Genomic DNA, 15,082 nt, shown 5'->3' with positions numbered 1-15,082 from the left:
CGCACTTTCCCCATAGCCTGATCCAAGCCCCCCGCGGCTTCCTCCTTCCGAGGTTTGTCAACGCGAGCCGCCACCTCCCGGCCGCCCACGTCGCGCCGCGGCCCGCATCGAAAAACCTTCAGGATTCCGGTCGTTCGCTGCGACCAGGGTAACGGCGGCTCTGTGCAGGAAGCCGCCGCTACAAAGTTGCGAACCGACTTCGCCCTTCGGAGCCTCATGGGCTCGAACCGGACTTGGGGCAGCGCGGCGTGTCGCGAGCCCTCGTGGGGCGGCTCGCCCAGCGGAGACGGCCCGAAGCCGACCTTGGTGAGGCCTGCAACGAATGACAGGTTTGAGCCTAAATGGGGGTGATGCTGCGCCGCGCATGAATGTCTGCTACCGTCATGCCAAACAAATAATATCGGGAGCAGGCAATGAAAATCTACGTAACAAGCGTCTTCGCGGATGATCAGGACAAGGCAGAGAAATTCTACGTGAATGTTCTTGGCTTCAAGGTGCAGAGCGATACTCCGCTCGGGGAGCATCGTTGGCTGACGGTCGTATCGACCGAGCAACCTGATGGGCCTGAACTCTTGCTGGAACCCAGTTCCCACGCGGCAATTCCGCCCTACAAGAGGGCGCTCGTCGCTGATGGAATCCCTGCTCATTCATTCAAAGTCGAAGATCTCAACGCGGAGTGCAAAAGGCTGCACGACCTCGGCGTAAAATTTGCCCAAGAACCGGTGGATGCCGGATCAGTCCGCATGGCCGTGCTCGATGATACCTGTGGAAACCTGATCCAGATCGTCGAGATGAAGGGCGAGCCGCAGAACTGATTTCGCGAAGCAGACACCCGTGTAGCCGCAGCGAACGGCAGTTCCCGTCCGCTGCGCGGACGTTCGGGCGTCAGATCATGCTGCACGACGCCATGGATGGCCGGTTTGGGTAAGCTGTAGCACAGCGACGGGTCGCCCTACGAATGGCAGGTAAGGGCCGTTCGCTAAGCTTTGGCAGTTTAGGCGCAGAGCTGCCATTCGTTGAAAATATCCCGAGTATAGCTCTGGGCCGAGAGGATACGGGCAGCCACCGCCGCCCAATCGACCAAAGCAGACTCCATCACCCAACTTTCACTTAATGTCAGCATGCTGCTTTGCTCCCAACCCGATCCTGGAAGAGATGGACAGGTTACCTGAGACGAGCCCGACGATCTTGTCCTACCCCTGATGCGAGGTCTGCCCCGCCCCAAGCCTCAGCTCGGCTTGCGAGGGACGGGCGCGACCGCCTGGGCTTCGGCCGCCGCTGCGACGCGTCGCTCCAGATCATGCGCCTCGGCGACACCAACTGCCACCAACCGGCCCAACACACGATCGATCCGCGTGCGCGCCGGGTGGCCAGGTTCGAGCAATCCCGGATCTTCGACAACACACACCTCAAACCATTGCATGACGCGCTCGCCGACGCCCGCCGCGATCCACAGCTCCGGTGACGTCGTGCGACCGAACCAAGCTTCGACGGCGTCCAAAAGAACGCCAAGATGGCGCGAGCGCGGCGCGACCAGCATCAGATTCATCGTGCAGCGCGCGACGAACACCGTTGGCCCCCCGGGCAACATCGGGCGGAGTATAGGCAGAAACGGATCAATCCGGTCGAACTCGGTCGGCAGCAGATGGCTGTGCGTCCCGGTGATCGGCGAATAGGTGTTGAACAGCATTTGCGCGATGACGCCACCGCTATCCAGGTCGATCCGAGCTTTGCCTGGGTCGCGGATGCTCCGCCACCGGCTGAGCGTCATCAGCCGCGTGACAAGCTTTTCGCGCAGCGCCACCGGCCGTTCCGGCGCGCGGCTGGTGTGGTTGAAGTAGAGCACGTCAGCGGCGTGCTGGACCGTCTGCGCGACCTCGGCAAACGTCGCGTCGGGCAGGTTGGTCACGAACGGCAGATCGGTGGCGAACGCCGCATCGTCTCCATCGAGCAGCCGCTCGGCATACAACGCGTAATATTGCCAATTCCAGTCGGTAGCCTCGCGGCTGATCTCGGCATCCGCCGCATGGCCCAGCCCATTCATGCGGCCTGTCCATTCAGCATAAGCCGAGACGATCTCCTGCCGCCAGCTGATCGCGTTGGCAGGCGCCGACTGGATGATTGCCAGCCAACGGGCCCCCGCCTGGTAATCGGTGTAAAGGAATTCCGCCGAAGGGTCGATCGCCGTCTCCAGCCCACCATCGGCCTCGAACTCTTCGGGCGTGACTGGTCCCGGCAACCGAATTCGTCTGGCCCTGCGCAGGCTCGGTCGCTCCTTGGGCCATGTGGGCCAATCCGGTTCCACGCCGCCATCAAGCCAAGCAAGCTCGCTCGTAACCGCGGCGACGGACCGGGTGGCACGCTCCGCTTCGAACGCAGCCTGCGGCGCCTCGTCTTCCGGTTCGTAGCTCTTCCGACGATATGTCATGCTGGAAAAGGCCGCCCGCATCATCGCTTTGAAGAGACGCGGCTCGATCTCCAGGATGCGTGGGACAGCCGCCGCTACCGCGGTGGCTGCCGCCCGATCCTGGCGTGTCGCGAGCGCGACCAGCGCATCACGATCCGCGGTTTTCCTCAGCCGGACCCAGAGATGGATCAGTGCGAGTATCGCGATCGCCGGGCGGTTGTAGCGCAGAGTATTGCGCGACCCGCTGCCTTGATCGGATTTCTCCTCAAGCGTGATCCCGATAACTTCCCGCACCCAGGCTTCATGTGCTGCCAGCAGCGCATCGTCGCCGTCACGCGCGACGAGCAGCGCCGTCGTGATCAGCCGCGTTGCGCGCGACTTGAGCGCGTCAGTATCGCTGCCATCGGGCACGCCGCCCTCGGCATAGGCGACTGCGTCGCGTGCGGTTTCGGCCGTCGCATACGTCCCACCGTCGACCGCCATCAAAATGCGCGCTTCCATTCCGCTCGCCTGAACCGACACATCCCGCTTGCCTTCGAGCGCCACGAAATGCGCGGCCTCGTCCGGCGGCGACCGATATTCGAGATTGCCGTCCTCCCGTTCGAACCAGTTCGCCAGGGTGAGGACGTTAAGCGCATAGCGGCCGGCGAACTCAGGTTCGCTCAACGTCGCGTGCGCGGCATAAGGTTCGAGCGTCTCGACCGCCGCCGCGAGCGCTGCCCGCAACGCATTGCCGACTGGCTCGTCGGCCAGAAAATTCTGCAAGGTGTCGATCAGCGAATAGCCGCGCGAGGGTCTTGCCTTCAGATCGGCCATACGCACCGGACCCTTCGGCTCGTCCTTCAGTCCCAGCGTATCCCGCCCCGACCCCATCTGGTCATGAATCTGCCGGGTGCGATCTTCGGCAAGGAGCTGCGGGCTCGCGAGAAACGGCGCGAGCGCTACACGCGCGACACTGCCGTGCGACAACAACACGTCGATCGCGATGAGGAGATAGGCAGCCGCGCTGCCCTCTGGGCCCAATATGTCGGCGAGCACGGCCTCGACCGGATCACCATCATCGAGCCGCTTCTGGCTCCACGCCTCGAGCGCGAGCAGCCCGGAAGCGGCGGCATATTCGTCACCGTTGCCCCGCGACCAGCCATAGGTCCAGCCCCAGGGGAAGAAGCGCGGCCCCTCGCCAAAGTCGACCGTGATGCCGTCTTCGCCTGGCTCGCGCCCGTCGGTGTGAAAAGCGATCGCCTCCTCGACCAGCCCCCTGATCAGCGCCAGTCCTTCGGCCGGCGCCGCGTTCAGCAGGTCGAGAAACGGCGGCTGCGCGGGCGATGGTGGCAGATAGTCTTTATCGCCAAAACTGAAGGCGTCCTCCATCACGCGGTCCCGCCGACGCCGCCCGTGTTTCTTCTTGATCAGGCTCGCTTGGACCATCGCCGCCAGTTCGGCTGGCGCGACGGGAGCGATCGCGCTCGAGTATTGGCGCAGGTCATTCATCTTGTGCTCGTCGCCGTCGTTCGTAATCGCAGTGACATAGGCCTTGAGCGCATCGGGCGCGAACGACCCGAGCAGCATCGCCATCAGCCGGAGCTTGGCTACCGTCCGCCGCCGCGCGTCGCCCCCCCAGCGCGCGCGTCCCTCCATCCCCGGGATCGTGACGGGCATGTCGCGCAGATCGAGCTGGCACAGCCAGTCGAACAGGAGCCGGGCCGTTCGCTCGGCAAGCGGGGGGAGCATTCTGAGGAAGAAGGTCTGTGTCTCGACCAGCTCGACCACGGCGTCGATCGCCGACATTGGCACCTCGGCGGCGTGATCAAGTATCCAGCGCAGCACCAGGATCGACGATCCCGTCACGTCGGTCCGATACGAGCGCGGCAGGTCGACCTTCGATCCATCAGGCAAGGTGATGATGTCAGCAGCCGCCTGCGTCTCGACCGCGACGAGCGTCGTCGACAGTTCGGTCAAGAGTGCGCCGCCCTCGGCGAGGAGCGAGGCGCTCGACTTTTCGAGCAGATCGATCGCGACTTCTGACCTGACCAGCACGAGGATCGCCTGTCGGCGCCACGAACCGTGCGCGCTCGTAGGCGACAGATGCGCGAGCAGGTCGAGCCAAGCGCTCGCATCCTTGCCCGTCTCGAGCGCGAGCCGCGCGGCGATCTCAATACCGCGGGCGACGCGCGGCGACACGAGTCCGCCCAAGTCGAACTCTCCCAGACGGGACGGGTCTTCGGCGAGGTAATTCCCGATCGCCCAGTCGCGCAGCACGTCGTGATTGAAATCGAGCCGGTCGGGCCGGACCTCGCGGAGCGACTGAGCACTGAGCAGATGGTTTCGCGCGGACGAATCCTCGTCGAGATCGATTCCGGCGTCGCCTTCGAGAGCGGCGGTCGCCAGGGCTCTGAGGATTCGCTGCGCTGCCCGCACTTCGGCTGTCGGCGCGCCATCGGCGCCGATCCACCAAAGCTGCGCGAGCCCGACCTCAGTTCGGACCGACGCGGCGCTCGGTTCGCGGAGCAGTCGCGACAAACGGTAGAGGTTGCGCGCGAGTTGCGCTGCGGGATGGCCGGCATCGAGCAGCATCCGCAGTTCGGGCGCCTGATCGGTCAGGATCGCGACTTCTTGGTCCGACAGAGCTCCAACCGTGACCGCGTGCATACCCCCCAGTGCAGTCGAGATCCGGTCGTCGAGCCATGGGATGGCGTCGCTGGCGCCGGTCTGCCGCGCCGTCGCGATCACAGTGAAGCCGGGTATGGCGTCGGCGGCCCGCAGCAGCTCGCTGATCGTGCGTTGGCGCCCCGCATCGTCGACCATGTCGATGCCGTCAATGAAGAGGTAAGCGCCGCCGCTCGCTGCCAGATCGGTCAAGAAAGCGTTGGCGGTTCCGGGAATGCCGAGTGCGCTTGCCAAAGACAGCCAGCCGCCTGGCGGCGTCGCCTCACGGTCGAGGAAGATGATCGGAGCGCGCGCGGCGACCCGCTCGGCATAGTGGCGCAGCACCCAGGATTTGCCGACGCCGGTATCGCCGTGCACGACGATGAAGCGCTGCGTCTCGGCAGCATCGTCGAGCGCCGCGACCGCTGCCAGCCGCGGCAGCATCACGCCCGCGACGCTCGTCCCGATATGCGAGAGCGTGTTTTGCGAGAGCTCGGCGAGCCGCTCACGGGCCGGGCCGTATTCGCGGTCGCCAGCCAGCTTGAAATCGGCCTCGGCGAGGTTGGTTTTGAGTGCAGCGGTATTGATCTCGCCGCCCCGCGTGCCGGTCTGGATCGAAAGATCGACGAGGCGGCTCCACAATGCCTCGGCGCGCGCGACTTGCTCGTCCGCCAGCGCCATCCGCGCGAGCGCCAAGCCGTAGGTGCGAGCGATCGGCGCGCTCGCCTCGAAATCGAATTCGAGGATCAGTATCCGGCGCAGCAGTCGCCAGATTGTCTCATTTTCGTCGGCGACGCCGCCTGCGGCAAGATGCTCGCGCGTCGTCTCGACGAACTTGCGCATGTCATCGTTCGCCACGCCCGTGGCCTTCAGACGGGTGAAAAACTCGTCTGCTGTTGCCGCGCTGCGCGCCCAGCCCAGCACGTCTTGATATGCACCCGATATCTTGCGGCTGGTCCGCTGCGTGGCAATCCCGAACAGATGGCGCTCCGCCGGGACGTCCCCGATTGTGCTGCTGGCAATCTGTAGTGCGACATCCTTGTAGACCGGGTCCTTCGGCGAGAACTGGATATCGCGCTTCGATTGGATTTCGAGTAGCGTATCACCGCTGGCGCCGACGCCCATGATGATGAGGTCGTCGAGCTTGAACCCTTGCTCAACGCCTTGGAAGCGCACGCTCGTGACGCGCGCGGACGGCAGCCCCGGCGCCCGGTTGCCGGTCAGAAGTGCGAGCAGATATAATGCCCCGAGCTCGCCCTCAATATAGGCGCCTGCCGCGCCGCGCGATGCCGGGCTTGAGCCATGTTCAGTGTCGGAGCTATTTTCTGCTTTTGCCATCCCACTGATGTGCAAACGATCGCCCGCGTGGTCAAGGGAAATGGGCGTTCGCGGGGAGTTGGTTGAACTGACGCGGACCGATTGTTAACTGGCCTACCTTCTATCTCAATTCATGTCGGCGCGACCAGACGTCGTCAACTTTGATGTTTTACACCGGAAGTGGCACTTCCAATAGCAGTCGGTTCGGTGCGTTCGAACGAATTGCGGCTATGGGAATACTGGTATTGCCGAGACAATACCCAGGGGCGCACCATAATTCGATGATCGAGACTGGGCGACAAACTCTACTGCATCAACAATCTTCGGGCTGTTTGCGGCGTTGGGTCTTCAGTGCCAGCTGACACATCGAGGTCATTTTCGCAGATTAGTATGATGATGAGGATGGGGACTCCCCGACGGCTTTCGGAGATTCCCGTGGCATTGTCGATCCCGACGCTGACCTGAAGACCTGACGAGGGATATTGCGATATCTCCGCGATAGGCCCCGTAGAGCCAGCGCGATCTTCGAGCGCGGTCAAGGCGGTGTTCGAAGTATGCCGTCGATCTCTTTCTCGCCGCGACAGCTATAGTGCGAAGCTGCAAACGCACCTCAGCTGAGAATCTTCTGAGGCCGCTCCTGCTGGAGTTTGACCGTGCTAATTGGACGCTGACCTCGATCTCTTTTGCCTTCGTTCAGGAATCTTGAGGGGAATAAGGGTCTTCGATACCGAGATCGATATCCCCTGGAATGCGTCCCCTCGCCCTTGCAAAAGCGTCTCTGAAAGCGTCTTCGCTATCGATCTCCCTATCGGAGATAAGCAGTGCGAAATGACCCCCGCATGCATCAACGTAGCGCTCGATTGACTGGAGGCTTGGCACCGGCCCAGACATGGCTTCCAATCTCGCAATCATTGATTGCGTCATTCCTGCCGCCGCAGCTACTTCATCCTGTGTCAGTCCCCTTGCATCTCGAAGAGCGCGTAGCCTGACTGCGATCCCGCGTTTGCGGGCGTTCTTGCTCTGGCGCTCCGCGAGATCCGGGTGCACGCGGCGGAGTTCGGTTTGAAGCGACGTGTAATTGTTGGCCAAGATCAGCACCTCCACAATCGAAGCGCACCATAGCACACTTGCTATAATCCTCACAGAGGCGTCGCACTGACCCGCGCAATAGATTTCGCCAGCACTGCATCATCCTGAGGCGCCCCCTTCGAAAGCATTCTCTTGTTAGGCTGCCTCGGTGTGCAAAATCTCCGGAAGAATCAGTCGATGATTTTACCTCTACAACCGAATCATATCTGTTTCTTCCATCGGCGCGCTTTTTCCCGAATAGACCTATAGGGCTAATTTTTGTGTTCAAATTTGGGCGGCCTCCGAACGGAAGCTTCCTGAGATCGCTGAATTTTCGTCGCCGTGCAGAGAAAAGATTCAATTCAGAACAACGACTTGCGATTTTTTGAGACGGCATCCGGCTGGCGGATTTTTCGATGCCACGAGGTCGCCCCACTATTCTCGCAGGAAATAATGGCCCCAGAAAAGGTCCAAACGATGCAGTTTGAAGACATCATTGATAATGACCCCGCTCGCACGATCTACAAGCGAGGCTTGCAGAAGAAGGAGAACCGTCAGGCCTCTTGCAAGGCGACCGGCATCGTCGTCACAGAGAGCCTCGGTGAGTCCATCATAGTCGTGGCAGCGGAGGTCGACCCGAGGGTTCGCCGGATCTTTCCCCAGCCTATGACCTTTGACTTGCACACTGGCGAAGCCTACCCGACGAAGACCGCTCTGACCGAGGCGGTGCACGGGACGCGATACAAGCCCTGGGTCTACACGCCCGATTTTCTGTTCGAGCTTGTGAATGGGCAGACCGTCTTTGTCGAGGGAAAGCATAGCCGCTGGCTCCGCGGCAACCCAGAGTTCAGCCGCGTGGCCGCGGCCATGGAGCAACTCGGTCATCGGCTTACTCTGGTCACGGAAACAATGTTCACTCGTGCGCACCATCGGAATCTCCGTATTCTGCGAGCCATCCCGGACCGCTGTCTGGAGCCTACGAAACGTGAATTGATCGAGACGCAGTTCTCGCCCAGCGTATCATTTGGCCAGGCTCAATGGTCGTTCGGCCTTACGCGGGCGGAGGTCTATGCAGCCCTTTTCGACGGGCTCCTCGCTACCGACCTCTCAGTTGCCCCTTTCAGCGACCGGACGAAGCTTGTGCGCGTCCACGGTAGTGTATCGCACCTCGAGGTTCTGCCGCTATGAACCAGCTACAGGCATATGATGGTCGCCATCTTCGAAACGGAGAGACCCTTTACCGTGTGATCGGACGAGTTCAAGGAAAGCCATCCGTAGTTCTCGATCTCAATGGGATGAAGACAGAGATCACCCTCGAGGAATTTCATCGGCAAATTGCGCTTGGAAATGTCTCCGAGGGCCAAGCACCGGTATTCTGCGACCGTATCATGAGCGACGACGAGTTGTCGGAAGCAGCTTTCCGGAAGCGCATTCTTGAGCTCGCTGACCGCTACCAGGAGTTGGGGCTCAAGTGGGACGAGGTAATGGACGCGATCCGTATCAAATTGCAAAATGATCCGCGTTTTGCTTCACGCGCGTCCAAGCTCCCCGCTGTCCGCACAATCCAAAATTATCGGAAAGACTACTGCGCAATGGGTCAGCTTGGCTTGGTTGATAAGCGAGACCAGTCTGGAAATTACACTGTTCGCTACGATGAAATTTTCCGCGAGGTTGTCCTCGATCTTCTTGAAAACTCTTACCTCACCTCAGACCGCATGAACATGACAGAGCTGGTTCGCGAGTCGAGGCGCCAATATCTGAAGCGCTTTTCCGAACAGCGATCGAAAGGAAAACCGGGAAATCACGGCGAAAAAGCTGTGAAGTCGATAATCGATAGCTACATCCCTCATTCTGACGTCATCAAGCGGCGGCTGGGAAAGAAGGCCGCGCGAAAAGCGCTGCTCCAAGCTGGCAGCTTTCAGATGATCGAACATGCTTACGATCGGCTTGAAACCGATTCCACGCAGGCGGACATCTACGTTATCTATGATGGCAAACTGATCAGGCCTTGGGTCACGATCGTGATAGATGCTGCAACCGGCTTCATCGTAGGGCTTGTGGTTTCTTTGGAGAACCCCACCGGGCTGACCACCGCAACCGCGCTCTACGAGGCCATGACAGGCAACGACGAAGAATTCTTCGATCGCTTCGGCATTGTAAACCGGGTGAGTGTGGCCGGCCATCCACTGACAGTAGTTGCAGATCAAGGCTCTGAGAACTCCGGCAGCATACTTAACCGCCTGCTATCAATGACCGCCATCGAGCTGCAAAAGAACATCCCCGGGCATCCAGAGAAGAAACCGTTTGTCGAGCGCGCCATGTCGACCTTCAAAAACTTCGTAACGAGGCTCGACGGCGCGACGCAGACCCGCGAGTTGTCCCCCAAAGAACGTTATGAGCGGGCAAAAGCAGAGGCATGCTGGACTTTTGATGAGTTCGTTCAAAAGGTGCAGGTGTGGCGCTACGACGTGTATGGCGTCATTCCGCGTCGGCGTGTGCAGTCGCCGCTGAAGCGCCGCGAGAGCCCTATTGAGAGCTGGCGTCGCCTAACCACGGAATACTACGTGCCGGAGCCGCCCCGCAAACAACAGCTCACCCAGATGTTCTTTCATCATGCGGAGAAAAGAACCGTCCACAAATATGGAATCGAGGTGGGATACGTTCAGTATTCTTCTAAAGAGCTTCGGATGCTGGAAAAAGACGCGAAAAGCAAACTGGTGGTTGAGGTCCGCATTAACCCGGCCGACATCCGGGAGATAATCGTTTCTCACCCGAAATCTGGTAAAGCATTCTACGCGTCCTGCAAAGATCCCGACATGCCGGCGATTTCTGTCGCGGAACGGGATCGCATCATTGCCCTCAATCGGCGTGATCCCGACGACTACCTCTCTGCTACTGAGGTTCTCGCGGCCTTAGTGGCAGGCAAGCACCACAAGCCCTCCAAGGCAACGACCAAGGGGCGCAAGGAACAACATGCTGCCCGGCGCAAACGGCGCGATGACGAAATCATGAACCGCAGCAATGCATCCAATGGTCCAACGCCTACTGGCAATCCCTCCTACCCCACGATGCCGGTCCTCGCCCCGAAACGGCGTAACCGGATCTCCGCACGAGGAAAATCAACGTGAACGAACTTTCCCTGAAGGGCTTGCGGATTTCGCATTCCCGTTACGACATTGCGCTGAACCAGATGCTTGAGGCAATCGAGTTGGCTGGCTCGGATGGGGTATGCATTCCCTTTCTTGGCCCGTCCCGCGTCGGTAAATCCGACCTCATGTTAGCGGTCGAAAGCAAGGTAGCCAAGATTCGGTCCGGTCCAGGATACATGATCCCATCGCCGGACTTTCTATCCGGGGAAATCTCTCCCAAGCCGAACGATTCAGAGATTTACGCATCAATCATACGAACGATGGGGCGGGTTGGGGCAAATCCCAAGCTCGCACTGCTGAAAGATCGGATGTTTGATCTGCTGGAACAACGCGATGTTCGGATTGTGGCCCTCGATGAGTGCAGCCATTGCGCCGAACCCGGCGCGAACCTCACTCGCCGTGCAGCTGCGGACCATTTCAAGACCTTCGTCGATCGATCGGGTGTCATACTCATCCTTATGGGGTTGCCGAAGTTCCAACGCTTGATTGACGAGAACGAGCAATTCGCGGCGCGATCCATGGCCACGATCGAGCTCCAACCTTATCGCTGGACGAACCCGGACGACCGGAACGAATTCACAACAGTAATCTACAGTATCCTCGAATACTTGGAGGAGCGCGGTTTCTCGCTTGAATTCGATTGGATAGACATGACCCGGCGCCTCTTCGCTGCTTCTGGCGGTCGCATCGGCATGGTGATCGAGCTTCTCGAGGTCGCTGTCCGAAAGTCTGCGCATACCAAAGCCCTGGCCTTGTCGGATATGGGGAAGGCCGCTCAAATAAGGCTTCAAGGGCTTTCTCACATTGCTCCGATCTTCGACCCCGAACCACCACAGGATGACGTTCTTCTGCGGTCCTACGCGAAGGTCATGAGGGACGCAGGATTACAGCTCCCCGATCCGAATTCTTCGCTTGAACTCGAGGCTTTCCGGACTCCGAACGATAAGGCATTGGCAGCATGATCCCCGGCACGAATGAAAGCCTCCTCGGTTACATCAAGCGGCGCTCTGATGCGGAAGGTTTTCCCGAGGCCAGGGGCTTCCTGACGACGCTCGGGCAGACCTACGGGCGCGCTACAGTCGAGGAGCCAGAGCGGCTGGCTTTGGAGCTCGATCTCGACTTGGCCACGATAGAGCAGATCCTACCTGGCAAGCAGCCAACGGACGCCGCCCTCGACTGGTCGTTCCATCGGATGCACCGCGACCCGGTTTGCCCTGCATGCATTGCCGCGCGCCAGCCCCGACGGAAAGAATGGCGACACGCCTTGGTCACGGCATGTGCCGAGCATGAATGTCAGCTAATCGATCAGTGTCCCGGTTGCGGTGACGATCTCACCCTGCTCGGTGACGGGTATGCGGGCTGCCTTTGCGGCAGTTCCTACGGCGATGCGAATGCCGTGCCTGCCAGCGTTTTCGAGGCTGAGTTCGCAAAGTTAATCGCGGGACACTCGGCACACATGGGCGGCATCGACCTCGGTTCCGAGGAAGGCCTGCACACGGCTCGCACCGTGTGGTTTCTCTGTGCGAACATGGTTCGAGCGCGGACCGGAAAAGAAGGCAAGGCGACTTATCCTAAGACCGTCGAAGAGGCCCGCGCTCGACTTGCGCGCATCGAACCGCTCCTACTTGATTGGCCGACTGCGTTCGACAATCATGTCGTGCAACGTTGGTATGCTCCAGATGCAGAAGGACTGACCGCAGCTTCACGCCTGGGCGTTTGGTATCGCGGTCTGCTCAGTCAAAAAGGCGCACTGGCTGAGGCGCTGCTGTCCAGGTGCCTCACTGTCGCCGGCACCGTGTGTGGTGACGCATACAAAACTCGCCGACGCCAGGATGGCGCAGAATGGGTAAGCGCGGCCCACGCTGGAGAAATTCTGGGCATACGCAGTGAGAGGATCGTCGAGGCAGTCCGAACTGGTGCGATAATGGGCTCACAGGGCCGATCGGGGACGGGCCACCTCCATACGATCGTCAGAACCCAAGACGTTGAAGCGGTCCGCAAGCTACGGGCACGATCCGCGACCAAGCAAAAGGTCCGGGACACCCTTGGTGTTTCAAAGAAACAGTTCGAGCTCATGGAAGAGGCAAGGTTCTTCGGTGCTGAGTGCAGGGTGTCGTCTCACCCCTGCGTAGATGGGAATTTCGACCTCAAGAACATCTGCACTGCGGTAGATGGAATCCGGCAAGTGGCTCGGGTTAAAAGTGCCGAAGCCGATGGGATGCTGGCCTTTCGCAAGATCAACCTGCGCAGGACGACGGATCGGACCGCGATTCTGAAGATGTATCGCCTCATAGCGGACAAAAAGCTTCGAGCGGTCAAGTTCGCTGAGGGCGATAGCCTCGGAGATGTGCTCTTCGACGCGGCGGAGATGGACCGCCTTCTTCAAGATCATGGCGGCGCCCGATCGTGGACCGCTGGAGACGTTGCCGAGTTCTCGGGGTGGAAACCGGAATGTGTCACCGGATGGTGCGAGCAGGGCTTGCTTCAGGCGACCAAAGGGAAGCGAGGCTCGTTCCACGTCTGGCAGATTACTGAGGAAGCGCTTTCGCGGTTCCGTCGTGAATTCCATGTGGTCTCGGACCTTGCGAAGGAAGGCAAGACTACCTCGCGAAAGCTGCTCACATCCCTCGCAGATCGCGGGATCTCCTCGGTTGGGTCGCAGCGGGCAGGGACATCATCTCGTGGACATCTGATCCGAACCCGTGACATTACCCGAATGATCGCGTTTCACCCCTCCTAACCGACACGCCTCCTCGCGCACTATGTGTATGCCGTCAAGGAATGCCTTGGCGGCTTTCGGCGTTTCTGGATGCTGGACTGCCGTCCGGATTCGTCGTATCAAAATGTCAGTCGGTCGCTGACGTTGAACGGCCTGAGTGAAGCGCAATATTGTGGGCAAAACGCGCAAGGCTTTGGGCGGATTGTGCGCAAACTAATGGGCTTGAACCGACGATTTTCTTCAATGATCTAAGGCAGAGTGCGCACGGTTACGCGGTGTCCTACAGGTCGGTTCGCAACTCGGGCAGGCGGCGAAAGGGGACATCGCCGACTGGAATTTGTTCCCGTTTCTGAAGCACTTGGGCGCGGTGCATCCGCAGTGCCCTCGGGGTTCAGGCGGCGTCATCCGCCACCCCGGGCCAGCGAGGGGCCAGCCCCTCGCGCTCCCCGGAGTATTTTTGGTCCGATCGTGACAGGGGGCAGTGCGCCTGTCGGGCGATGCCTGTCGGGCGAGGGTCAGGCGGTCAGCCCGTCCGGTTCGGCGAGGCCATTGGCACGGCAACAGGCGGTCACGGTGTTGGCCAGCAGGCAGGCGATGGTCATCGGGCCGACGCCGCCCGGCACCGGGGTGATGGCACCGGCCACCGCGTGCACCTCATCGAAGGCCACATCTCCCAAGAGCTTGGTCTTGCCGGGTTTGTCGGGATGCGGAATGCGGGTGATCCCGACATCGATCACGGTGGCACCGGGCTTGACCCAATCCGCCTTGACCATCTCGGCGCGGCCCACGGCGGCCACGACGATATCCGCGCGGCGCACGGTTCCCGCCAGATCCCGGGTGCGCGAATGGGCAATGGTGACCGTGCAGTTTTCCCGCAGGAGAAGCTGCGCCATCGGTTTTCCGAACAGGTTCGAGCGGCCAATGACCACTGCATCGAGGCCGGACATTTCCGGCAACTGATCGCGGAGCAGCATCAGGCAGCCAAGCGGCGTGCAGGAGACTAGACCGCGCTCTCCGCTGGCCAGAAGCCCGGCATTGACCACGCTCAGCCCGTCCACATCCTTGGCCGGGTCGATCCGGGCCACGATGGCGCGTTCGTCCAGATGGCCGGGCACCGGGAACTGGCACAGGATGCCGTGCACATCCGGGTCGGCATTGAGCCGGTCGATCAGGGCAAAAAGATCGGCCTCGGGGATATCCGCAGGCAGCCGGTGCTCGAAACTCGCCATGCCCGCCTCGACGGTGTGCTTGTGCTTGCTGGCGACGTAGACCTCGCTGGCCGGATCCTCGCCCACCAGCACAACGGCAAGGCCCGGGGTGATCCCGTGATCGGCCTTCAGCCGTTTCACGTGGTCTGCGACCCTTGCGCGAATGGTCGCCGCGAAAGCCTTGCCGTCGATGAGGGTGGCGCTCATGTGCTCATATCCTTGTCGGGGCCCATCACCGCCTCTTCGCGCGCGATGGCCGCTTCGATCAGCGCGGACCACAGCGTGGCGGCGAGGTCCGGATCGACGCCATGGGCCTGGGCGTTCCGCCGCGCGTTGGCGATCACCTGTGCGACGCGATCCCCGGTGCGGGCGGGCAGGCCTTCGCCGGGCTTCAGTTCCGCCGCCCGGTCGATCAGCCGCGCCCGGTGACCAAGCAGGGTCATCAACTCGCGGTCGAGAGTGTCGATTTCGACCCGAAGGTCCGCCATCGTCGCGATGTCTTTAGGTGCGCGCATCGGAGCCATCCTGTCTTTGGTGCCCAAGCATTTGCCGCTGCGCGCGCCCAAGC

Annotated in this window: 9 protein-coding genes; 5 read left to right on the top strand and 4 right to left on the bottom strand. The window is 60.9% G+C overall.

What is annotated here, in order from left to right:
• The first annotated feature begins 413 nt into the window (after positions 1-413).
• Entirely contained in the window at positions 414-815 is a 402-nt protein-coding gene (locus ACXYMN_RS19050; RefSeq protein WP_459015597.1) for a VOC family protein, read from the top strand.
• Positions 816-1,228: 413 nt separating this feature from the next.
• Here ACXYMN_RS19050 and ACXYMN_RS19045 read toward each other — a convergent pair whose 3' ends face one another.
• The gene (locus ACXYMN_RS19045) at positions 1,229-6,391 is read right to left on the bottom strand and encodes a hypothetical protein (protein ID WP_459015596.1); all 5,163 of its coding nucleotides are present in this window, start codon (positions 6,389-6,391) and stop codon (positions 1,229-1,231) included.
• 672 nt (positions 6,392-7,063) lie between these two features.
• Positions 7,064-7,459 (bottom strand): helix-turn-helix domain-containing protein, encoded by a 396-nt coding sequence (locus ACXYMN_RS19040; RefSeq protein ID WP_459015594.1) that lies wholly within the window; start codon positions 7,457-7,459, stop codon positions 7,064-7,066.
• A 456-nt stretch (positions 7,460-7,915) separates the two neighbouring features.
• Here ACXYMN_RS19040 and ACXYMN_RS19035 point away from each other — a divergent pair, with 456 nt between their 5' ends.
• From ACXYMN_RS19035 to ACXYMN_RS19020, 4 genes are read left to right on the top strand one after another with little or no spacing between them, the layout of a single operon-like run.
• Positions 7,916-8,626 (top strand): hypothetical protein, encoded by a 711-nt coding sequence (locus ACXYMN_RS19035; RefSeq protein WP_459015592.1) that lies wholly within the window; start codon positions 7,916-7,918, stop codon positions 8,624-8,626.
• Entirely contained in the window at positions 8,623-10,566 is a 1,944-nt protein-coding gene (locus ACXYMN_RS19030) for a Mu transposase C-terminal domain-containing protein (protein WP_459015590.1), read from the top strand. The genes ACXYMN_RS19035 and ACXYMN_RS19030 overlap by 4 nt, the downstream gene beginning before the upstream one ends.
• Complete coding sequence (locus ACXYMN_RS19025; protein WP_459015589.1) at positions 10,563-11,549, top strand: TniB family NTP-binding protein; 987 nt, start codon at positions 10,563-10,565, stop codon at positions 11,547-11,549. The genes ACXYMN_RS19030 and ACXYMN_RS19025 overlap by 4 nt, the downstream gene beginning before the upstream one ends.
• Complete coding sequence (locus ACXYMN_RS19020; protein WP_459015587.1) at positions 11,546-13,327, top strand: TniQ family protein; 1,782 nt, start codon at positions 11,546-11,548, stop codon at positions 13,325-13,327. Before ACXYMN_RS19025 ends, ACXYMN_RS19020 begins: the two co-directional genes overlap by 4 nt.
• Before the next feature lie 494 nt (positions 13,328-13,821).
• Here the strand turns inward: ACXYMN_RS19020 and folD are convergent, their stop codons facing one another.
• Both folD and ACXYMN_RS19010 read right to left on the bottom strand, forming a co-directional pair.
• On the bottom strand, positions 13,822-14,721 hold the full coding sequence (gene folD, locus ACXYMN_RS19015; protein ID WP_459015585.1) for a bifunctional methylenetetrahydrofolate dehydrogenase/methenyltetrahydrofolate cyclohydrolase FolD: 900 nt from the start codon (positions 14,719-14,721) through the stop codon (positions 13,822-13,824).
• A complete protein-coding gene (locus ACXYMN_RS19010; protein ID WP_459015583.1) occupies positions 14,718-15,029 on the bottom strand; it encodes a chorismate mutase in 312 nt (103 codons plus the stop codon). Before ACXYMN_RS19010 ends, folD begins: the two co-directional genes overlap by 4 nt.
• Positions 15,030-15,082: the final 53 nt, after the last annotated feature.

This window comes from Roseivivax sp. CAU 1753 (assembly GCF_054482575.1).
This window is presented reverse-complemented; position numbering and strand designations above follow the sequence as displayed.